The sequence below is a fragment of the Dermabacter sp. HSID17554 genome (genome assembly GCF_003989295.1).
Lineage (GTDB): Bacteria > Actinomycetota > Actinomycetes > Actinomycetales > Dermabacteraceae > Dermabacter > Dermabacter vaginalis.
Window position 1 is genome coordinate 435,847 of the sequence record NZ_RBLW01000002.1, and the last position, 22,327, is coordinate 458,173.

Below are 22,327 nucleotides of genomic sequence, written 5' to 3' on the forward strand. Positions count from 1 at the left end.
AGCGCCACATCGTGCGCGGCTTCGCCACGACGGGCATGGGCGGCCAGTAGACTGGCCTGACTGAGGGGCGCCGGGGCCGCCCGGCGCCTCGACTCGAGCATCAACGAGGAGCACCATGAGTCACGAAACGATGTCCCAGCAGTCAACGGCCGCCGAGGCCTCGGCAGATCGCCACCTCGACCCGCGGCTTGCGGCAAAGGCGCGTGAGCTTGCCGCGCAGGGCACGGTGCTTCTTCGCAATGATGGCGTGCTGCCGCTTGCGTCCGAGAGCCGCGTTGCGCTGTTTGGTCGCACGGCGAAGGACTGGCTGGCCGTCGGCTATGGCTCGGGTGGCGATGTGAACCCGCCGTACATCTCGAACCTCACGGATGCGCTTCGCGAATCGGGCGCCGTGAAGGTCGATGAGGAGCTCGCCTCGGCCTACGACTGCTTCAGCGAGGAGCAGCCCGCGGATCCGGGCACGGTGTGGGGCAAGTGGCCCACCCATTACCCCGAGCTCGAGCTCGAGGACGAGCAGATCAACGCCGCCGCCAGGCGCAACGATGTGGCCATTGTGGTGATCGGCCGCGCGGCGGGGGAGGACCGCGACGCGGAGCTCGCGCCCGGCTCATACTTCCTCACCGAGCAGGAAGAATCCCTGATCGCACGGGTTAGTGCCGCGTTTGAGCGCACGGTCGTGGTGATCGATGCCGGCAACGTCATGGACCTGTCGTGGGCGGAGCGCTACCCGCTTTCGGCGCTTGTGATCGCGTGGGCGGGCGGCATGGAATCGGGGCACGCGCTCGCGGATGTTCTGACCGGCGTCACGGAGCCCGGTGGTCGCCTCACCGCCTCGATCGCGCGCCGCTACGAGGACGCCCCGAGCGCGCAGAACTTCGGCGACCCGGACGTCACGAACTACGTCGAGGACGTGTTCGTGGGCTACCGCTACTACGAAACTTTCGCACCGGGCACCGCGCAGTTCCACTTCGGGGAGGGCCTCGGCTACACGTCGTTCTCGCTCGGCCTCGAGAGTTTTGGGTCCGACGCCACCCGCGCCCACCTCGAGCTCACGGCGAAGAACACCGGCGAGCGAAGCGGCAGCACTGTCGTGCAGGCCTACCTCGAAACCCCGGATGGGAAGCTTTCCCAGCCCGCGCGCCGCCTCGCGGCCTTCGCCCGCACCGGTAGCGTTGCCGCTGGCCAGAGCACCACGGTGAGCCTCGACGTTGATCTTCGCGACTTCGCCTCCTATGACGATTCGGGCGCAACGGGCCACCGGAGCGCCTACGTGCTCGAGCCCGGCACGTATCGCCTGCACGTGGGCCAAAACGTGAAGGACACCGAGCTTGCCGGCGAGATCGAGATCGAGAACCTGATCGTTGTGCAGCAGCTCGAAGAAGCCTCCTCGATCCAGAAGGGCTGCGGGTTTGACCGCATGATTCTCACTCGGGGCGACGATGGCGAGGCGACCGTCGGATACGAAAAAGCCCCCGAGGAGCAGCGTGACCTTGCCCGCCGCATCCTTGACCGGTTGCCCAAGGCGCTGCCCGAGCCCGAAGCCGGCAGCAAACCCTCGTTTGAGGAGGTGCGCTCCGGGAAGGTGAGCCTCGAGGAGTTCGTGGCAACCGTCGGAACTGAGGATCTCGTTGCCCTCGCCTACGGTGACACGACTATGGACAGCCCCCTTGGCGTGCGCGGCAATGCCGGTGCGCTTGGCGGCGTGACCGAGTCCTTGCGCGAGCGGGGTGTGGCGCCCGCGATTACGACCGATGGCCCCTCTGGCCTGCGTGTTTCCGCGTTCGCGTCTCTTCTGCCGTGCGGCACCGCGCTCGCCTCCACGTGGAACCCCGAGGGGGTGCGCGAGCTTGCCGAGCTTCACGCCGAGGAAATGCTCGCCAAGGGCTCCGACATTCTGCTCAGCCCCGGCATGAATATTCAGCGCGATCCGCTGTGTGGCCGAAACTTCGAGTATTTCTCCGAGGATCCGCTGCTCACGGGCCTCATGGGCGCCGCGATCGTGAACGGCGTGCAGTCCAAGGGCGTCGCGGCGTGCCCGAAGCACTACGCGGCCAATAACCAGGAGCACAACCGCATCTTCTCCAATTCGCGCGTCAGCGAGCGTGCACTGCGCGAGGTCTATCTGCGCGGGTTCCAGATCATGGTGAAGGAATCGCAGCCGCAGACCATCATGACCTCGTACAACAAGATCAACGGCGTGTGGGGTCACTACAGCTACGACCTCGTGACCACGATTCTGCGCGGCGAGTTCGGCTTCGACGGCCTCGTGATGACCGACTGGTGGATGCGCATGGTGGAGGATCCGAACTTCCCGGCCCTTCGCGACAGCGCCTACCGCGTGCGCGGCGGCATCGACGTGCTCATGCCCGGCAGCAAGGAGCACGGCGGCGATACGTGCGATACGGGCGTGAAGGATTCGCTTGGTTCCGACGGTGGCCTCACCCTCGGCGAGCTTCAGCGCACGGCGCTGCACGTGCTTCGGTTCGTGCTCGAGGCCAACCCGCAGGGGCATGCGACGAGTGCCGAAAAGGGCCGCCGCAACCTCATGTAAGGCTCCGGCGGTGGTTGTCGCCAGAGGCTTCGGTGACGCAGGTGCCGATGACGCCGGTGGCACGCTCCTAGCGTCACTCTCGATGAAAATTCTGGGGCTGCAGCGCCTATTTCGGGGCTGCACGCTCTGGTTTTTTCATGACTCGCGTGGGATGAGCGCGTTGTGTCCATTTTGGCCGTTACGACGCCGATGAGAGTGCATCCCACATTGGGATGCATTTTGCTAGGCTGAGGGCATGACGGTGCAAATTTCGTTGCGTCTTCCAGACGACCTCGTGGAGTTCCTTGACCGGAGTGTATCGACAGGAGCCGCAGGTAGCCGAGCTGACCTCGTGAGCGTCGCGCTCGAACGAGAGAAGAGGCGGCAAGCGGCTCTTGTGGACGCTGCAATCGTGAATGCGGAAGGCCCGCAGGATGATCTCGACTCCCTCGTGGAGTGGACCGCGCACCACGCCTCATTCGAGGACTGACGTGCGCGAAATCTGCCTTGCGAAGCTCGACAAGACTCGGCCGGTTCTTGTGCTGACGCGAGAGGTCGCTCGAAGTGCGATGACCAAGGTGACGGTCGCGCCCATCACCTCGACGGTCAAAGGGCTCTCGAGCGAAGTGGAGCTAGGGAAGCGTAACGGCCTTGACCACCGTTGCGCTGCCTCTCTTGATAACACGGTCACGATTCCTGCCTCACTTCTCGGCCGAACTATTGGTTTTCTTCAGCCCGATCAGGAGCGTGCGTTAGCGATTGCCGTGATCATGGCTTTCGACCTCGACGCGAGGCCCCTCGAGAGCTAAGCAGAGGCGCCGGTGGCACACTCCGTGCGTCACTCTCGATGAAAAATCCAGGGCTGCGGCCCCCCTCTTAGGGGCTGCACGCTCTGGTTTTTTTCATAAAGTCGCACGGCATCGGCCCAGATCCCGCACGTAGGCTGAGAGGGTGAGTCCATGCGGGGCTCGCGCGAGATGAGGAGACTTCATGCCTGATATTGCCCTTCCCGCTGAACTCGTCGGCGAGCACTTTCGGATCACGCCGGTCACGCCGCGCGTGGTGCGCCTCGAGTATTCGCCGAGCGGCGCTTTCGAGGATCGCCCGTCGACTTTCGCGATCAATCGCGACGTGGTGCTTGACCCTTCCGAGTACTCGATTGGCGAGTACCAGGGCCGCCTCACGGTCGAGACGGAGAATTTTTACCTCGAATACGATCGCGGCCCGTTCACGGCGAACGGCCTCAAGGTTGAGGTCAAGGGCGGGGTTTCGGCGTATCACTCGGTGTGGCGGTACGGGCAGGATCTGTCACTGCCGGCGGATCGCCAGCTCGCCCTGAACGGGGAGACCCAGCGCGCGCTCGATGGGAACCTCGGTGGCGCGGCCCGCACGCTTGATGTTGCCGACGGCAAGATCCCGCTCGAGCCGGGCGTGAACTCTACGGTGGGGTATGCGGAGATCGATGATTCGAGCTCGATGGTGTTTGATTCCGACGGCCGCCTGCGCGCCCGCGCTGCCGAGGACGGCAGCATTGATCTTTTCGTGTTCGCTGCGGGTCGCGACCACGTGGCTGCGGTGAGGGACTATTTCGCGATTAGTGGCCCTCAGCCGATCGTGCCGAAGTTCGCGCTTGGCAACTGGTGGTCGCGCTACCACCGCTACAGCGAGGAGAGCTACCTCGAGCTCATGGATGCGTTCCGCGCGGAGGACATTCCGTTCTCGGTGTCGGTGATCGACATGGATTGGCACCTTACCGACGTGGACCCGAAGTACGGTTCGGGCTGGACGGGGTACACGTGGAATCGTGACCTGTTTCCTGATCCGGAGCGTTTCCTCGAGGAGCTGCACAAGCGCGGCCTTCGCGTGACACTCAACATTCACCCGGCCGATGGTGTGCGCGCATTCGAGGAAGCGTATGAGGCGATGTGCGAGGCGCTCGGCAAGCCCGCCGACGGCACCGCCATCCCGTTCGACGTGAACAACGACGAGTTCATGGACGCCTATTTCGATGTGCTGCACAAGCGCCTCGAGGATGAGGGCACGGATTTTTGGTGGATCGACTGGCAGTCGGGCCCGTATTCGAGCGTCGAGGGCGTGGACCCGCTGTGGGTGCTCAATCACGAACACTTCACGCGCAGCAAGCGCTCGATCGAGCGCCCGCTCACGTTCTCGCGGTTCGCAGGCCCCGGCTCCCACCGTTACCCCGTGGGCTTCTCGGGCGATGCGATCGTGACGTGGGAGTCGCTCGCGTTCCAGCCTGGCTTCACGGCGGCCGCGGCGAACATCGGCTACGGCTGGTGGAGCCACGACATTGGCGGGCACATGGAGGGCTTTCGCGATAACGAGCTCGCGACCCGCTGGGTGCAGTTCGGTGTGTTCTCGCCGATCAACCGCCTGCATTCGTCGAACTCGCCGTTCGCGGTGAAGGAGCCATGGAACTTCCCGGCCCCGCACGGCGAGATTCAGGCGGCACACCTACGCCTTCGTCACCGCCTCGTGCCGTACCTGCATTCGATGAATTATCGCGCCCACCACGAGGGTCGCTCGATCGTGGAGCCCGTGTATTTCGAGGCGCCGCAATACCCCACGTATCGAAACGATCAGGGTTACCTGTTCGGCTCCGAGCTTCTCGTCGCGCCGATTACGCGCCCCGCCGCGAAGGATGTGGGCCGCGGCAGTGTTGAGCCGATCCTGCCCGGCGGCATGTGGTTCGACCTATTCACCGAGCAGCGCTACGGCAGCCCCGATTCGGGAGCGTTCACGCAGGAAATGTTCCGCCCGCTCGGCTCGATTCCCGTTCTCGTGCGCGCCGGCGGCATCCTTCCGCTCACACCGGCAGGTGAGGTCCCCGAGAAAATCGAGGACAACCCCGAGGTGCTCGAACTGATCGTTGCCGCGGGAGGTGACGGCGAATTCACGCTCCACGAAGAATGGAAGGCGGGCGATGACCTCGTGTGGAGCCACGTGCGCGTGGCCGTGCAGGCGTCGGAAAACTCCCTCAGCATTACTATCCCCGCCGACACCCCCGAGGTGGCGCGCGAGGCGCTTGAGCGGCGCGAGTGGCGCGTGCGGCTGCTCGGGCATGACCCGGCTGGGTTTGGGGATCTGGGGGCGCAAGGGTCCGACGCTACCTTCGCCCCCGGCGCTGAAAAACTTGCCGATGAGCTCCGCGTTCGCAAGCTCAGCCCGGCTGACCGGCCCGCGCCGCACGCCTCGACGATCACCGTTACCGGCCTCAAGGTCGGCGAAGAGGCAACGCTCACGAGCGCCGGATTCGGCACCGTTCTCGACGACACCGAGAAGGGTCGCGAGGTGCGTTACGCGCGCTTACGTTCCCTCGTGAACGACGCCGAGATTGGCTTCACGCTCAAGCAGGCCATCGCCGGTGTTGCCGCGAAGCGCCCCGATTCGCTCATGCGTGAGATTTCGGCGTTCGGCAAGGCACCGTCGGGCCACCTGCCGAAAACGAATGACTACGAGCAGGCGAGCCCCTCGCTCATCGCAGCCGTCGCGGAGATCTGGGGCTAAACCGCACCCGGTTGCCCTTCAGCAAGCACATCGAGCCCTCCCTTTCGCGCCGCCACGAGGTGGCGCGGGGGAGGGCTCCTACGCGCGTGCCAAGGTTGAGACATGGGTTAAAGCTAGAGTCGCATTGCTTGTCTCCAGCATGCCCCCGGGGTATCGTTGAGGCAACATGACCGGTTCCGCTGCCCACCTCGGTGGGAGTCCAGGGCCGGTCTTTGCTTACGGGGGATCGGGGGATGCATGGTCCATGCGAAGCAATTTAAGACCTACGCGGAACAAGTCGATCTGCTCCGCAAGCGAGGCCTGCAGATCGACGACCGGGCCTGGGCCGAAAGCTTCCTGCAGCGATTCAACTATTACCGCTTGTCGGGGTACTGGTACCCACTACTGAAGTTCAATCCGAAAAATGGAGTAGCTACTGAGAAATTTATTGACGGTGCATCATTGGAACTCGCCGCTGCTCTGTACGAATTCGATGAGAGGCTTCGATACGGGATCTTCCGCGAGTTGGATCGGGTGGAAATGGCCGTTCGTGCCATGCTCGGCTATGAGCCCGGCAGAATTGACCCGCTCATCCACCTCGTCCCCGAACAGTTAGGTCCGCAGGCTCGGCAACGTCGGCGAGACCGTAAGAGTAGGTATGAAGTGTGGCGGGAGAAGTATGACTCCGCGTTGCGCGGATCAAAAGAGGATTTCGTAGGCCACCATCGGCGAAAGTATCAGGGCGAGATGCCAATTTGGGCGGCCGTGGAGATCATGGACTGGGGGATGATTTCCCACCTCTATGGAATGTCTCCGGGCCTTGCCCGGAACCGGGTGGCTGAACGTTGTGATCTGAGCGCGCCTCAGCTCGAGTCGTGGCTCAAATCGCTCAATGTCTTGCGGAACTTAGCGGCGCACCATGCTCGAATGTTTAATCGGGTGTACGACATCAAACCTAAGTTGAAAAAAGATGTTCGACTGACTCCACTCGCGGGCACGATGAATAGAGTTTTCGGACAGCTCTCCCTGATCCAGTACTTGCATCGCCAACTCGGTTTGTCGCAAGCCGAGCGTTTGCCGTCTCTGATGGCTACTTATCCCGTGAATGCTTTGGTTCCTCTTAGCCGTACTGGCGCCCCTGCACAGTGGGAGGAGCTAGCACTGTGGGCGAGGTAGGCCTTCCAGTATTCGCCGAGTAGTTGAACTAATTCAGAGTTGCCCGCCGAGTTGGTTCTGCCGGTGCAGCTCAAGCAACTGGGGGAGGACAACCGCGGGGTTGTTGTCGGGGCCAACGAGGCGGGAGCCTTCGGGGGTGAGCTTCGCGCTGAACCTCACGCTCGACGTGCCCCATTTGTAGTACACGGGGACCTTTACGCTCTCGCCGCGCGCCGTGTGCGCGACGAGGGTGCGAAGACGTTTGCCGATGAGCTGGCCCGGCTCCAAAGAGTTGATCTCGCTCCAGGGGAGGAACTTTCCCGTGCCCGGCAAAGAGCGCATGAGAATCCCTTCTCGCGTGGCCCACACGCCCTGCTTGGTGAAGAGCAAAAATCCGAAGACGAAAAACAGTATGAAGCCGCCAAATACGACCGCTTGAACTGCGCGCTCGGCGCTCGAAGTCTGGTCCTCTGAAAAGCTGAGAATCGCGAGCGCCACCGCAAAAAGCACGGCGAAAAACGCGCATGCTCCTCCGTAGCCCCACCGGAACATACTGCCGGGCCCAGAGGAGAGCAGAACGTCACCGCGCTCGTTCTTGGGCGGGATAGGCCAGCGTGATGCCATTGGCGTGCTCCTTTGTGGCAGAGGTTTCAGCAGCCAGTATCACATGTCACGGGCAATGGCGTGACGCCGTCACAGGCGAACCCTGGAGCACAACAGGACTACACCCGAGCCCTCCGTGCCGATTGAGCTCAACCAGCCGCGGCAGCACCACGGCGGGGTTCACCTCAGGGCCCACGAGGCGGGCGCCTTCGGGCGTGAGTTTCGAGGAGAGAAAGTTCTTCTTTCTGTCGGTTCGATAGAGAACGGGCACCATGTGGCTGGCACCGTCAACCGTTTGTGCATTGAGGGAGCGCAATTCCCTACCGTCGTGCACGCCGGGTGCAAACGACACGATCGCCTCCCACGGGAGGAACTTCGTGCGACCGGGGATGTAGCGCACGAGCACGCCTCGACGTGTGGCCTTCACGCCGAACCATAGGCACCACACGAACCCCATAAAGAGGCCAAGGGCAAGGCCTCCGAGCAACACCGCCCCGATGATGAGCATAGTGAGCGTGGCTTTTCCAGGGTTGATCAGAAGCGCCACAGCCAACCCGCCAAGAAAGACCGCGCAAAGGGCCATGGGGACGGTGTAGGCGCAATGAAAGATCATGCTCGGCCCGCTCGCGAGCAGAACCTCGCCGCGCTCATTGGCGGGTGGGATGGGCCAACGAGATGCCATGGGCGGGCTCCTTTGTAATTGGTGCGGCCTGGCAGTTGGTGTCGCACTTACTGGACAACAGTCCTGATCCTAGTCGCCGGAAGACGAGCCAAAGCCGTAACGGGGATCCAATAACAAAAATCTTCAGATTCGTCGTTGCGTCAACCGTTTGACGTCTCTAACGTCACGGGTAAATCGATTGACTCACGGCAACGGTGCGAAGGAGTGGCGGCAATGGTGCGGATGCGAGACATCGCCGGAAAGCTCGGTGTATCAGTCTCGACGGTCTCGCTTGCCCTCAATCGCAAGGATCAGGGGAGAGTGAATCCTGAGCTTGCCGAGCGTATTCGCACAACGGCAATGGACATGGGGTACACGCCCAACCTCCATGCGATCGGGCTCAAACTCAACAAGAGTCACGCGATTGCCCTTATCAGTCACACGAGCGCTGATGACCTCTTCCTTCCCGGTCTTGTGCTAGGTGCGCAATCGGCAGCGACAAAGGCCGGGTACATCCTCGTGACGATCCCCGTTCTCGCGGGCCCAAACGCCGAGCAGGAAGCGATTCGCACGGCACTTCAACGCGACGTCGACGGCATCATCTTTGCCGCGGACTACTTTCGCAGGCGCCAGATTCCCGAGGTTCCGCAAGGTGTGCCCTTTGTCTTCCTCGACTGTGTCAGTTCTGGACTCTCACCCCTCGTGACAGAGGTCATCGCCGACGAAATTCAGGGCGCATTTGACGCGACAAAGCACCTCATCGAAGCGGGTCACTCTCGCATCGGCTACATCGGAATCGACGAGGAGAAATATATCGCTCGTCATTTGCGTGAAGAGGGCTACCGCAAAGCGATGCAGGAATTCTTCGGGGATGAAAGTTCAGTCCTTGTTGTCAACGCGCACGATCCTTCGATTTCCGCTGGTGAAAAGGCCGCTAAGGATCTTCTCGATGCAAGCGCCGAGGAGCGCCCGACAGCCCTGTTCTGCTTTTCCGACCGAACAGCTTTTGGCGTTGCTCGCGCAGCCCAATCCATCGGTCTTTCGATCCCGAATGATCTCAGCATCGTGGGATTCGACAACGTGCAATATACATCCGAATTTTTTGAGCCACGCCTGACGACCGTCGAGCTTCCCCATCCGCGAATGAGCGCCGAAGCGGTTCGCCAGCTCGTTCAATTGATCGACAACGGACCGACGGACCCGTCTCGCATTAAAGTTTCCTGCCCTCTGATTCCTCGAAACTCCGTTTCAACAACCGCGGAATGAACCGCATTAAGTGAAAGGTAAGAAAATGAAAATCACACGACGTCAGACCCTTGGTGCCCTCGGCATCGCCGCCGCAGCGCCGATGCTCGCCACTGGCCTCACCGCATGTGGATCGTCGGGAGAAGGCGACGGCAAATCGCTCAAGATTCTCCAGTACGAGGACCCGACCTCCGCTCAAGGCCAAGGGTGGAAGAAGGCTCTCGAAATCTTCAAGGATAAGCACCCTGACGTGAATGTGAGCTTCGAGCAAACGAGCTTCGATGCCGTGCGCCAGAACGCAAAAATTACGCTCTCGGGCAATGATGTTCCCGATGTCATCGAGTTCAATAAGGGCAATGCCGACGGTGGCCAGCTCGCCATGCAAGGCCTGCTCACCAACCTCACTGGCGAAGTCAGCAAGCGCGGTTGGGACGAAAAGGTCGGTCCCGCCATGCGTTCGTTCGCACTTTATGAGAACGGCATGGCTGGCTCGGGTGACTGGTACGGGATTCCGAATATCGGTGAGTACGTCACGCTGTTCTACAACGAAGATCTGCTCAAGGAGCACGGTGTAGAACCAGACTTCAGTGATCTCGACGCGCTCGAAGCCGGCATGGACAAGCTCATGGCGGCTGGTATCACCCCGATCGCAAGTTCGGCCGCTACAAGTCAGGGCTTTAATCAAATGTGGGTGTGGTATTCGCTCGTGTCGGCAATCGCGACACGCGACGAAATCGATGACTTCATGTTTGTGAAGAATCCCGTGGACTTCACCTCCGGCCCGTGGGCAGAGGGTACCAAGCGGTTCCAGTCATGGATCGAGCGAGGATACGTCGGCAAAGACATCGCGGGCCTCAACTTCGAGCAAGCGACGGTGAACTTCCTCAGCGGCAAGGCTGCGATGGTTGTGTGGAACCACGGCGTCTTCCACCGCGCTGTAAGTGAAGCAGATTTCAACTGGGGCTACACAACCTTCCCCGAAGCGAACCTCGTGATGGGCTCGTCAGGCCACCTGTGGGGTGTCCCTGACCGTGCGAAGAATAAGGAGCTCGCGTACGAGTGGATCGACATCACGCTCTCGGACGAAGTACAAAATGTTATCGGCGAACTTGGCGGCCTGCCGATTGCAGGTGACCCCTCCACGATCAGTGATGAACGCACACGCGAGTACACCGAGCGCTTCGTTGAGCTCATGGACGGCGATGTGCTGTCGTACTACCCCGATTACCCGGTGATTGGGTTCCTCGACTTCATCCAGGAACACATGCAGGCGATGTCGAACGGGAACGAGACCGCGGACGGTTTTATCAAGGCTCTGCAGGATTTCTATGACGCAGGCACTGGGAAGTGACCGCGATGAGTGCAATCAGCGTGGAGGGTCGCGCCCGACCTAGAGAGCGGGATCGAAACAACGCTCGGCACAAGGAACGGTATTGGCCGTACTTGTTGCCGATGACGATCGGCTTTTCGGTGATCGTCTTAATCCCACTGTTCGGAAACCTCTTCATCAGTCTCTTTGACTGGCGAGGCGGAGCCGCGCAGATGAATTGGGTAGGGCTCGAGAACTACACCACCTTGTTCCAGGACGACGCCTTTTGGATGTCGTTCAAGAACTCGCTCTTGATGATCGTGGCGATCGTCGTCGTTCCCACAATTCTGGGCCTTCTCCTCGCCGCGGTTCTCTTCAACCTTGTGGCCCCGCGATACGGAGCTCGCATCGCAAGCTTCTTGCGCGGATGCTACTACCTGCCGCAGATCCTCCCCATTGCCGTTGCCGGCTTTATTTGGAGCTGGGTGATGAATACGGATGCGGGTGCGGTAAACGCGGTACTTCGCAGTGTGGGGATCTCCAATCCGCCGGATTGGCTCGGTGATCCGAAGGCCGCGATCGTCACGGTCATGCTCATGCTCGTGTGGTTGCAGCTTGGATATCCACTCGTCATCTTTATGGCAGCACTCGGGCGAGTCGATCCGTCTCTCTATGAGGCGGCAGACCTCGATGGCGCCTCGTGGTTTCAGCAACTTCGGAAAATCACCATCCCGGAGATCCGGCCCGAAATCTTCATCGTGACCCTGACGGCGACGGTCGCCGCTCTCAAGGTCTTTGCGCCGATCCTCATCCTGACCGGAGGCGGGCCCGAGGGATCGACGGTAGTGCCGAGTTACTACGCCTACCGCAACTTCTTCGAGCTCTCTCGTGTGGGATACGGCGCGACAATCGCCACGGTGATGGCGGCGGTGATCCTCGTGGTCGCACTCGTCATGCTGTGGATTCAAAGGAGGAGCGAAGATGCGTGATTCGGTGACTAAAGACCCGTTGAGCGGCGTCAAGGTCCAGAAGCGAGAGCGAGGGACGCTGTGGGAGCGCGTGAAGCCCGGATCCCTGCTCATGCTTATCGCGACATGCGCCGGCGCCCTGCTCGTTCTTTCGCCGTTCCTCTTGGTCGTGCTCAATGCTTTCAAGAGCCCGGCGGATTACTCCACGAGAGGCCCCTTGGCACTGCCGGCAAAGTTTGATCTAGGACCGCTTCAGAGCTACCTCGATATCATCGATTTTCCGAAAGCACTCACGAATTCAATCGTGATCTCGGTCGTCGTTGCGGTCGTTGGCGTTCTGATCTCGGTGCTCGCCGCCTATGCGATTGGTATCGGCAGAATCAAAATGCGCACCGGTGTTCTCGCGGTTCTTCTCCTCGGGACCATGATTCCGCAAGAGGCACTCATTTACCCGCTGTTCTACATCGCGCAGGCAACGGGGACTCTCAACACGATTTGGTCAGTCATCATCATCTTCATCGTGCTGCAGGGAGCATTTGGCACCTATTTGCTCGCAGGGGTGCTCGGAACGTTTCCGCGTGAGCTTCTCGAAGCCGCGCGTGTTGATGGTGCGAGCCGCTGGAGGATCCTGTGGACGGTTGTCGTTCCGGTGATTCGTCCAACGCTTGCTGTCTTGATGGTGTTCTTCTTCATTTGGACGTGGAACGAGTTCTATATCCCGGTTGTGCTTTTGAATAGCCAGGATGCGCAAACCATTCCGATCGCACTGGCGACGCTGCGTGGTCAGTACACCGTGGACATGACCGTCGTTAATGCCGGCTCATTCTTGTCCTTATTGCCCACCATCGTGTTCTTCCTTATTTTCCAAAAAACCTTGAGTAACGGCGTGACAGCCGGTGCAGTTAAGTAGAAGGAGCAAAAATGCTGAATATCTTTGACCCCACCAAAATGAAAGCGGGCGTTGTGACTCGAACTTTCAACGCAGAGAATCCGCGAGGGGAGAAGGGGAAGGCGGCCCAGGCAGCTTCACACCTTGGTGTAGCACGCAAAGGGTCCCCTTGCGTGGACCTTCACCCTGGCGAGGAACTCGTGCTCGTTGACGTGGACGGCCCCGGTGTGGTTCGGCACATCTGGATTACGTGTAACGCGGTGACGAAGGCGAATCCCTTCGTGTACCGGAACCTTCTCGTGAAGATGTACTGGGATGGCGAGGAATCGCCTTCGGTAGTGGCGCCCCTCGGAGACTTCTTCTGCTGCGGGGGAGCTATTTCCAGTCGCGTAGACTCCCTCCCAATTGTTGTGGCGCCCAATTCCGGGTTCAACTCATTTATCGCGATGCCGTTCCGTTCGCACGCCCGGATTGTCATCGAAAGCCAGCATCCGGATGTCATCGAAGGCTTCTTCTACCAGGTGGATTGCACGCTCGGCGATGAGCTCGATGAATCGTCCGGCTACTTCCACGCACAGTGGCGCCGAAGTAATGGCGACCTCGGTAAGGGAAACGATCACGTCGTTCTCGAAAACATTAAGGGCAGCGGCGTTTACCTCGGCTCCTTCTTCACCCTGACTTCGCTGGAGCGTTACTGGTGGGGCGAGGGCGAGCTTAAGTTCTTCATCGATGGAGATGATAAATGGCCCACCCTCACGAGCACGGGCCTTGAAGATTATGTGGGTGGCTCCTGGGCATTCCAGGATGCTTTGCGGAAGGATCCAGAACCGATCCCTCAGACCTACTCGAGTCACTCATTCGGTTTCACGCGCGTCGACGTCAAGGACCGCTCGAAGTTCTCGAACTACGAGCACCGCATGCCTCCGCACTTCGATATGTACCGCTGGCACCTTCTTGATCCGATTTACTTCGCTGAGGATTTGCGCGTCACGCAGCAGATGATTGGCGACTGGGACAACAGCCTGTTCGAGCGCAATGACGACATCGCGAGCGTTGCCTACTGGTACCTCGACCATCCGACGGATGTGAGCGGCACAGTGGGCTCTGCCGAGGACCGCCGACCGCGCTAAGCCCCTTCCGCTCACCACTCCCGTGGAGCCGCCCCAAAGGTGCCCGTACGGGAAGGTACACCAAATGAGGTGCTGAGCCCGCTTGGGTTCGGCACCTCTTTCACGCCCACTCCGTGCCACAATGGTTTCGCCCCCTTCGCACCCCTCGAGGAAGGACCCCCGTGATCGCGACCCCGATTGACGCCACGCCTAATGTGAGCGGCGTTGCCGCGATGACTCCGCCGGGTTCGCTCGTGCGTGTGCGCGATGAGACGTGGCTCGTGACGTCGGTTGAGGAGACGTCGGACGGCGCGCTTTTCACGGTGCGCGGCGTGAGCGACTTCGTGGAGGGTATCGAGGCGCAGTTTTACGAGAGTCTCGACCGGATTGTCCCGGTGAATCCGCGTGAGGCGACGCTTGTGGGTGACGCGTCGCCGCACTATCGAAAGACTCGCCTGTGGCTCGAGTCGACTTTGCGGAAAACGCCCGTACCGATCGCGCATCCCGGCCTTACGGTGGCTCCGCGGATGCTCGCGGATGATCTCCCGTATCAGCGCGAGGCTGTCGAGGCGGCGCTCGACCCGGAGCGGCTGAGGCCGCGACTTCTGATCGCGGATGCGGTGGGTCTCGGGAAGACTCTCGAGATCGGCATGATTTTGACTGAGCTTATGCGCCGTGGCCGCGGTCGCCGCGTGCTGATCGTGTGCCCGAAACACGTGCTCGAACAGATGCAGCACGAAATGTGGGTGCGGTTCGCGCTGCCATTTGTGCGTCTTGATTCGCAAGGTGTGCAGGCGGTGAAGCAGAAGCTTCCGGCAACGAGTAATCCTTTTTCGTATTTCGAGAAGGTCATCATTTCGATCGACACGCTCAAGCAGGAGCGCTTCGTTCACGATCTTCGCTCGCACACGTGGGATGCGGTCGTCATTGACGAGTCGCATAACGTCACGAATCAGAGCACGCAGAACAATCAGCTCGCGCGCATTCTCGCGCCGAACACGGATGCGTTGATCCTTGCCTCGGCAACGCCGCACAACGGCAAGAATGAGTCGTTTGCGCAGCTCATGAGCCTTTTGGAGCCTACGAGCGTGAGCCCTCAGGGTGAGGTGGAAAAGGACACGGCGCAAAAGCTCATGATTCGCCGCCACCGGTATTCGGATTCGGTGAAGGACGTGGTGGGGGAGCGTTGGCAGCCGCGCAAGGACCCGGTGCTGACCCTCGCGGAGCCGTCGGAGGCGGAACGTGAGGTGGCGCTCGAGATTGCCCGCACGTGGACTCACCCAGGCGCGGCATGGGAGGAAGGCGAGAGGCCCGACGCTTCCATTGCGCTCCCTGAATCCTTCAGGGCTCCGTCGGCGACTGGCCGAAAGAACGCGCTGTTCCCGTGGGTGCTCATGGAAGCTTTTCTTTCGTCGCCGAGCGCGCTCGCGGAAAGCGTGAGCACGCGCCTTGCGAAGATCGAGGGGATCGATTCGGAGCCTGCGAAGGAGGAGTGCGAGGCACTCACGCGGTTGAAGAATCTTAATGATCGCTGCCTCGCGGGCAATCCGCTGCGATCGTCGGGGAAGTTCCAGAAGCTTATTGAGCTGCTCAAGGAGAAGGGCGTGGGCCCTGGCAGCGATGAGCGGATCGTCATTTTCGCGGAACGCGTGAAAACTCTCGAGTGGCTCAAGGATTCGATCGAGAAGGCGCTGAAGTTCAAGAAGGCCGCGAAGGGGCAGCCGTTTGGTCCGGTCACGATCATGCACGGCGGCCTGCAGGATTCGACCCAGCAGGCGATCGTGGAGAGCTTCAAGCAAAAGTCCTCACCGATTCGCGTGCTTGTGACGGGCGATGTCGCCTCGGAGGGCGTGAATCTCCACAGCCAGTGCCATGAGCTTGTGCACTACGACATTCCGTGGTCGCTTATTCGCCTTGAGCAGCGTAACGGCCGCATTGATCGCTATGGACAGCGCGTCTCGCCACAGATCACGGCGCTCCTTTTGGACCTCACGAGCGTTCCGGGTTCGGATGGCGACGTACGAATTTTGAAGCGTCTACTCGAGCGCGAGAACGAGGCCCACACGCTTCTCGGTGATGCGGCGAGTCTCATGGATAAGTACAGCGTGAGCGAGGAAAAGACTTCGGTGATCGATGCGCTGCGCGGCGCGAAGGACATCGACGAGGTGCTTCCCGAACCCGCACAAGCGTCAACCATGATCGAGAACCCGTTCTTGAGTCTCATCCTCTCGGGCAACGGTGCGGGCGGGCACGAGGAAGCGCATGGCCACCGCGCTGAGCGCGGGGCCGAGTTCGACACGGGTCTGTTCGATTCGGAGGAGGATTTCGTGCGCACGGGCCTCGCGGAGGTTTTCGGCGGAAACGAGCAGCGTGATCCATCGGCGGGCGGCGTGGGCCTTACGTATGATTCGCGCGAGTCGCTGCTTGAGTTCACGCCGCCGAGCGATTTGGTGCGTCGCCTCGAATTTTTGCCGCAGAGCTACGTGCGCGAGCGGGGCATCACCCACAGGATCGCGCTGACCTCGGATGCGAACGTTGCCAATGGTTCGCTCGCCCGAGCGCGCGAAGGGTCCGACGGCACCTTGTGGCCGGCCGTGCACTACCTTAGCCCGTTGCACCCCGTTGTGGAGTGGGTCGCGGATCGCGCGCTTGCGCGCCACGATCAGGGCACGATCCCGGTGATTAAGGCGAGCGTGGGCGAACCGTGGGTGTTCGCGCAGGCGCTGCTCACAGCGGAGAACGGGCAAGCGGTGCACACGGAACTTCTCGCCGTTGCCATGGATGGCGCAACTCCACGCGTGATGCGAGATGTGGATCCCGCGGAGCTATTTGAAGAGATTGGCCTCCGCCCAGATATTCCCGGCACCGAGGTGCGCGAGCCCGAACAGTACGCGGAGCTTCTCGCTGCCGCGCTCACGGAGGCTGAGCGCGAGGTGCGCGAGAGCATCATGCCGGCGATCGAACGCGCCGCCCGCGACCGCGCGGAGAAGCAGCGCAGGCGCCTTATGACGTGGGATGACAATGCAAAGCTCCACCCGAAGCAAACCCAGCTGTTTAGGCAAACAAGCTCCGCGGTGAAGAGCGAGAAAAGCAGCGTCGACAAACGCGTTCCGAAGCGTGAGTTCGTGAGGCCGCTGCTCGTCGCGGTTCCGCGCGCGTAGAAAAAACCGCCAGCCCACGCCGCAATCAGCAGCATTCGCGACCGTAGACATTTACCACTACCAGCATTCATCACGGGAAGTACCGAAGGAGCGAGGTCATGGCCGCATCAGATGCGCTCATCATCGTCGAAGATTGGATCTCCGAGCACTACTTCACGAGCGACGAGAAGTCAGGCTCGTACCTCGCGCGCGTGAGCGAGGTTGTGAAGCAGTGGAAGGCCGATGGCGACCCGTCGCCTCTCACGCGTTTCACGTCACGCCGCACGGAGCTCCTCGAGCTGTTCTTGCGCGCGCAGTCTCTCGCGTCGAGCGGCACGAACTCTCGCCGCGAGGACGACGAGCTCGCGGAGGCCTCGCTTGCGGTTGCGCGCTTCGTGCTGTTCATCGCGGGCTTTATAACCGAGGCGGGCGAGCCGATCGGCCGAGCCTTTAAGCGCCAGGGAACGGTGCACGCGCACCACGTGCTTGGCGACGGATCCCCGCTCATCCGCGTGGGGGATCGCAGCCTCGAGGAGCGTCCGCTGCTCATCGCGCTCGCGAAGGCTGCGACCTCGCACGAGGATGTCGTGAGCAAGAACGAATCGTCGCTCCTCGCACCCGTGACCCTCCACGAAGGCACGAGTGAGGAGGTGAAGATTGAGAGCGTCGCCGCGGCGTTCAGCCACGCTGCCATCCAGGAGAATGCTCCCGAGCTCATGCTCGCTCTTGCGGGCCGCTACGCGATTCTCACCTCGTCGGATCTGTGGCCCCAGGGCCGCTACCTCGTGATCGATCTTCAAACGGTCGCGGAGCGCAACGACACGAAAAATGGCGGCGAGGTGCAGCGAGCGCTCGTCGGCCTTGCCGCCGAATGCCTCGCTCCTGATTCCTCTGGCGAGCTGTGGTGGCGCGACACGCGTGAGAAGGCCGTCGAGAACGCGGTGGGCGTTTCAGCGGATCTGCGCGATGGCGTGCGCGCCTCGATCGAAGTCATCGCGAACGAGGTCGTGAAGCGCCGGCGAGAAGCCGGTCTGCCGCCTCTCGAGCAGAAGGACGCGCAGCCTCTCGCACTCGAGGCGCTGCGCTACCTGTATCGCATTCTCTTCGTGCTGCACGCCGAAGCGAACTCTGAGCTGGGCATACTCCCGGCGGGGCAAGCGGAGTACGCGGGCGGCTATTCGATCGATCGATTGCGCGAGATGACCCTGCGCCGGCTCGGCGGCGCGTCGGAAAACGGCACCTACCTCTTCGAGAGCCTCGAGCGACTCTTCACGCTTGTGAACAAGGGGCACATGCCCCGTGGCCCCGTGATCAAGCACGATGAGCAGGGTAATGAATATACGGCGCTCGCGGGCAGCACCCTGAGGTTCGAGAACCTTGAGGCGGATCTGTTCAGCGAGGATCGCACGGCGCGCATTTCGGAAGTGAAGCTTGGCAACGCCGCCCTCCAGAATGTGCTGCGGAACCTCATGCTCTCGAAGGAAACGAAGGGACGCGAGCGTGGCTTCATCTCGTATGTCGCGCTCGGCATTAACCAGCTCGGCGCGGTGTACGAGTCGCTCATGAGCTACCGCGGTTCGTTTGCCACGGAAGATCTCGTGGAAGTCGCGAAGGATGGCGACCCGAGCAAAGGCTCGTGGGTGGTGCCCGCGGCGAGCCTCGATGAGAGCCTCACCGAGCACCGCGTCATGGTGCGCGACGAATCGGGCGAGGAGCACGTGCGCCGCTATGCGCACGGCGAGTTCGTGTTCCGCCTTTCGGGTCGCGAGCGCCAGCAGAGCGCTTCGTACTATTCGCCCGAGGTGCTCACGCGCTTCACGGTGCGGCAGGGTCTCGAGGAACTCCTTGACCCGATCATTCCCGAGGGTGAAGGGGTCCCTGAGGGCGCCGCAACCCGAGAAGACACGACCTTTGACGGTACACGCGTGACTCGTCGCGTGACGAGCGCCGAGGAGATCCTGAGGCTGAGTGTGTGCGAGCCCGCGCTTGGCTCGGGCGCGTTCGCGATCGAGGCGGTGCGCCAGCTCGCGGAAGAATACTTGCAGCGGCGCCAGGCGGAGCTCGGCGAGCGGATCGACCCGGAGGAGTACCCGCGCGAGCTTCAAAAGGTCAAGGCCTACATTGCCCTGCACAACGTGTATGGCGTGGACCTCAACCCCACGGCGGTTGAGCTTGCTGAAGTGTCGCTGTGGCTCGATTCGATGTCGAGCGGTCTCAAAGCCCCGTGGTTTGGCCTTCGGCTCCGCGCGGGTAACTCTCTCATCGGCGCGAGGCGTGCGACGTATACGGCAGAGAACGTGCTGAAGGCGGGGGAGAAGGCGAAGAAGGACAAGGCCGAGCAGTCGGCCAAGAAGTCCCTCAAGGATCTCGTGGAGGGCGCGCCCGACCCGATTGCACGCGGTGCGCTTTCGAAGGGGGCGAATTCCGACGGTTCCTTCGGTTCCGTGAGCGGCCAAATCTTCCATTTCTTGCTCCCCGGTGAGGGCTGGGGCGCTGCCGGCGAAAGTAAAACCGTAAAACAACTTGCGCCCGAGGGTGCCAAAAACTTGCGAAAATGGGCGAGGAGCGTCAAGAGAAATCCCACGAAGGAGCAGGTCGCGAGGCTCGAGCGGCTCACGCAGCGCGTCGAGGAGCTCTTCTTGATCGCGTTTCGGCGCCTCGAGGTCGCCGAGGAGAACACGCGCCGCTCGATCGACGTGTGGGGCTTCGACGCCCCCGAGGGTGGAGCGATCACGCGCGCTGAGGTCGAGGCCTCGCTCGCGGATCGTAACTCCGCGTATCAGCGCGTGCGCCTCGTGATGGATGCGTGGTGCGCGCTGTGGTTTTGGCCCGTGGAACCCGAGGTGGGGGGCACGAGGCACGAGGGGGCGCGAGAGATCCCGGCGCTGCCCACGTTCGAGGAGTGGCTCTCTACGATCGAGAAGATCGTGGGCACGAGCTATCACGAAAAAATGGAAGCGGGTCGCAGCAACGCGAAGGAGAAGGCGCGTGTGCGCAGCGGCGGGTACCTTGGCGATTCGCGCGCAGCGTGGAACGCCCTTGACGCCGCCGAGGTGTTTTTCTCAGCGGACGGCGCCGCGAATCTCGACGCGCTCGAGGAGGAGACCCCGTGGCTCGCGCAAGCCCGCGAGATCGCGTGCGAACAGCGATTCTTCCACTGGGAACTCGAATTTGCCTCTGCATTTGAGCGCGGAGGGTTCGACTTTCAGGTGGGCAACCCTCCGTGGGTGCAGCCGAAGTTTGATGAAGAGGGAATCCTTTCTGACTTTGACCCATGGTGGGCGCTTGCTGGCAATCCTTCCGAGGCCGCCAAAAAAGACCGCCGAGAAAAGACGCTCGCAAAGCTCGGCGCTTTACCAGAGTTCCTCGCGGGAGCCGAGTCTGTCGCCGGTACAGGCAGTTTCGTAGGTAGTCAGTCCATGTATCCTGAGCTCAAGGGTGCCCATTCTGATCTTTACCGTACGTTCATGAGCCGGGCCTGGGCAAGTAGTGCCTCGAGCGGGGTCGTCACGCTCCTCCACCCTCCCACTCACTTTACGGACGAAGGGGCATATCTACTTCGCGGAGCAACATATCCTCGCCTTAGGCGACATTGGAGGATTCGAAATGAAATCGAACTCTTCCATGAAGTCGGTCATCCTGTTGAGTATTCGATGAACGTTTACGTTGCGCCAAAGAGGTATGAGTCGCTCGGGTTCCTTATGGCGATGGGTATTTTCCACCCTTCAACGATTGAGGGCTCGCTGCGGCACGACGGGAGCGGCCCTCTGCCGGGAAGCAAAGACGAGAACGGGAAGTGGAGCCTCGCGCCTCACCAGGGGCGTATTCTTACGATCGACATGGAGACTTTGCGTAGGTGGCACGAGGTTATGGAAAACGGCGATGATGAGATTCCCGTGCTTGAGAGCCGCATGCTCGCTGCTTCCAACGCGACGAGTATAGGGGTGCTCACCAAACTTGCACGCGGCCCAATAATCGGGAACCTAAACCCAATCTCCCATCATGGATGGCAAGAAACCAGTGCGAGACGTAAAGGATACTATGAACGAAAGTGGGGTTCGGGAGACTCCTGGAAAGATGCAATTCTCAAAGGGCCAAATCTTCACATCGCTAATCCGCTGTATCAATCGATTAACCGCACGATGGCAGGAAAAGGTGATTATACCAAAGTTGACCTCGAAGAGTTAGCATGTGGAAAACTTCCCGTGACCGAGTACAAGCCGGTCTACGTTATGGAAGAAAACGGACAGAGAGATGAGCGACGCTACGACGCTGCTTATGGCGACTGGGTTCTTGAGTGCGACGATAACGGCAAGCCCACGAAAACAACGCGTGTGCGCGACCACTACCGAATTATGTGGCGGCGTAGAGCGGGCAACCGACAATCCGTGCGTACCCTCATTTCCTCAATCATGCCACCGGGCTCGGCACACGTACATCCGATCGTTTCTATGGGGTTCGTGGATGATGAAGGAAATGACATTTTGCGAAGTCTTGGGCTAGCGCAAGCAGCGATGAGCTCACTTCTTAGCGATTTATTCATTCGATCAACCGTTTCGAACGATATCTACCTTACCTCGGTTGAACGCACCCCCGCGATTCCCGGTAATCATCCACTTGCTCCTCCGGCGCTCCTGCGCGTGCTACGGCTCAATTGCCTCACGAGCGCCTATGCGCAGTTGTGGAACGAGATTGCCGAAACGGAATACGACGCATTTCGCGGCGATGCGTGGGCGGGCGGGCAGAGCCGCCCGGACCGTCCCGCGCTCGGCGACGTGCCGCGCGAGTGGGACGAGACCGTGCCGCTGCGCCGAGACGAGGACCGACGCCAGGCGCTCGTGGAGCTCGACGCGATCATGGCGCACGTGACGGGCGTGAGCATCGATGAACTCGCGACGATCTACCGCACGCAATTCGATGTGCTGAGGAACTTTGATCATGGCGAGGTCAAGGACGCTTACATCTTCGACGCACACGGCCGGCAGATCCCCTCCGCGCTTCGCGGCGCATGGAAAAAGGCCGGGAGGCCCGAAACCGAAGCCGAGCAAGGGGCCTTGGATGCTCAGGCACGCACCGTGGCTCACCCCGGAAGCGGCGTGGAATACACGTATGAACTGCCGTTCCGTATCCTTGATCGCGAGGCCGATATGCGAGAGGCCTACGCCGCCTTCGCGCGCCGCTACCACCTGTAGCGCGCGGCGGCACGCGCAC

14 protein-coding genes are annotated in these 22,327 nt (G+C 61.3%); 12 read left to right on the forward strand and 2 right to left on the reverse strand.

The window, feature by feature from the left end; genetic code table 11:
• The first annotated feature begins 115 nt into the window (after positions 1 to 115).
• The 5 genes from D8M36_RS05060 to D8M36_RS05080 all read left to right on the forward strand — a co-directional run bounded on the left by D8M36_RS05060 (position 116) and on the right by D8M36_RS05080 (position 7,213).
• Positions 116 to 2,551 (forward strand): glycoside hydrolase family 3 protein, encoded by a 2,436-nt coding sequence (locus D8M36_RS05060; RefSeq protein ID WP_126847210.1) that lies wholly within the window; start codon positions 116 to 118, stop codon positions 2,549 to 2,551.
• A 235-nt stretch (positions 2,552 to 2,786) separates the two neighbouring features.
• On the forward strand, positions 2,787 to 3,020 hold the full coding sequence (locus D8M36_RS05065) for a ribbon-helix-helix domain-containing protein (protein WP_065248334.1): 234 nt from the start codon (positions 2,787 to 2,789) through the stop codon (positions 3,018 to 3,020).
• Position 3,021: 1 nt separating this feature from the next.
• Positions 3,022 to 3,339, forward strand: coding sequence for a type II toxin-antitoxin system PemK/MazF family toxin (locus D8M36_RS05070; RefSeq protein ID WP_126847212.1), 318 nt, complete (start codon positions 3,022 to 3,024; stop codon positions 3,337 to 3,339).
• Between the two features lie 181 nt (positions 3,340 to 3,520).
• Entirely contained in the window at positions 3,521 to 6,058 is a 2,538-nt protein-coding gene (locus D8M36_RS05075; RefSeq protein ID WP_126847214.1) for a glycoside hydrolase family 31 protein, read from the forward strand.
• A 237-nt stretch (positions 6,059 to 6,295) separates the two neighbouring features.
• Positions 6,296 to 7,213 carry an Abi family protein gene (locus D8M36_RS05080; RefSeq protein ID WP_126847216.1) on the forward strand — a complete coding sequence of 306 codons (918 nt, stop codon included), beginning with the start codon at positions 6,296 to 6,298 and terminating at the stop codon, positions 7,211 to 7,213.
• Positions 7,214 to 7,246: 33 nt separating this feature from the next.
• Here the strand turns inward: D8M36_RS05080 and D8M36_RS05085 are convergent, their stop codons facing one another.
• Positions 7,247 to 7,816 (reverse strand): hypothetical protein, encoded by a 570-nt coding sequence (locus D8M36_RS05085; RefSeq protein WP_126847218.1) that lies wholly within the window; start codon positions 7,814 to 7,816, stop codon positions 7,247 to 7,249.
• A gap of 46 nt (positions 7,817 to 7,862) precedes the next feature.
• A complete protein-coding gene (locus D8M36_RS05090) occupies positions 7,863 to 8,477 on the reverse strand; it encodes a hypothetical protein (protein ID WP_126847220.1) in 615 nt (204 codons plus the stop codon).
• 213 nt (positions 8,478 to 8,690) lie between these two features.
• On the opposite strand from D8M36_RS05090, the gene D8M36_RS05095 reads away from it, so the two are divergent.
• The 7 genes from D8M36_RS05095 (at position 8,691) to D8M36_RS05125 (ending at position 22,308) form a co-directional block, all read left to right on the forward strand.
• Positions 8,691 to 9,722 (forward strand): LacI family DNA-binding transcriptional regulator, encoded by a 1,032-nt coding sequence (locus tag D8M36_RS05095; protein WP_126847222.1) that lies wholly within the window; start codon positions 8,691 to 8,693, stop codon positions 9,720 to 9,722.
• A gap of 25 nt (positions 9,723 to 9,747) precedes the next feature.
• Positions 9,748 to 11,052 carry an ABC transporter substrate-binding protein gene (locus D8M36_RS05100; protein ID WP_126847223.1) on the forward strand — a complete coding sequence of 435 codons (1,305 nt, stop codon included), beginning with the start codon at positions 9,748 to 9,750 and terminating at the stop codon, positions 11,050 to 11,052.
• A 101-nt stretch (positions 11,053 to 11,153) separates the two neighbouring features.
• A complete protein-coding gene (locus D8M36_RS05105; protein WP_126847225.1) occupies positions 11,154 to 11,999 on the forward strand; it encodes a carbohydrate ABC transporter permease in 846 nt (281 codons plus the stop codon).
• The gene (locus tag D8M36_RS05110; RefSeq protein WP_126847227.1) at positions 11,992 to 12,888 is read left to right on the forward strand and encodes a carbohydrate ABC transporter permease; all 897 of its coding nucleotides are present in this window, start codon (positions 11,992 to 11,994) and stop codon (positions 12,886 to 12,888) included. Before D8M36_RS05105 ends, D8M36_RS05110 begins: the two co-directional genes overlap by 8 nt.
• Positions 12,889 to 13,040: 152 nt before the next feature.
• Complete coding sequence (locus D8M36_RS05115; RefSeq protein ID WP_238638387.1) at positions 13,041 to 13,997, forward strand: glycoside hydrolase family 172 protein; 957 nt, start codon at positions 13,041 to 13,043, stop codon at positions 13,995 to 13,997.
• Positions 13,998 to 14,158: 161 nt separating this feature from the next.
• Entirely contained in the window at positions 14,159 to 17,137 is a 2,979-nt protein-coding gene (locus D8M36_RS05120; protein WP_238638388.1) for an SNF2-related protein, read from the forward strand.
• 98 nt (positions 17,138 to 17,235) lie between these two features.
• Complete coding sequence (locus tag D8M36_RS05125) at positions 17,236 to 22,308, forward strand: DNA methyltransferase (protein WP_126847231.1); 5,073 nt, start codon at positions 17,236 to 17,238, stop codon at positions 22,306 to 22,308.
• Positions 22,309 to 22,327 lie beyond the last annotated feature (19 nt).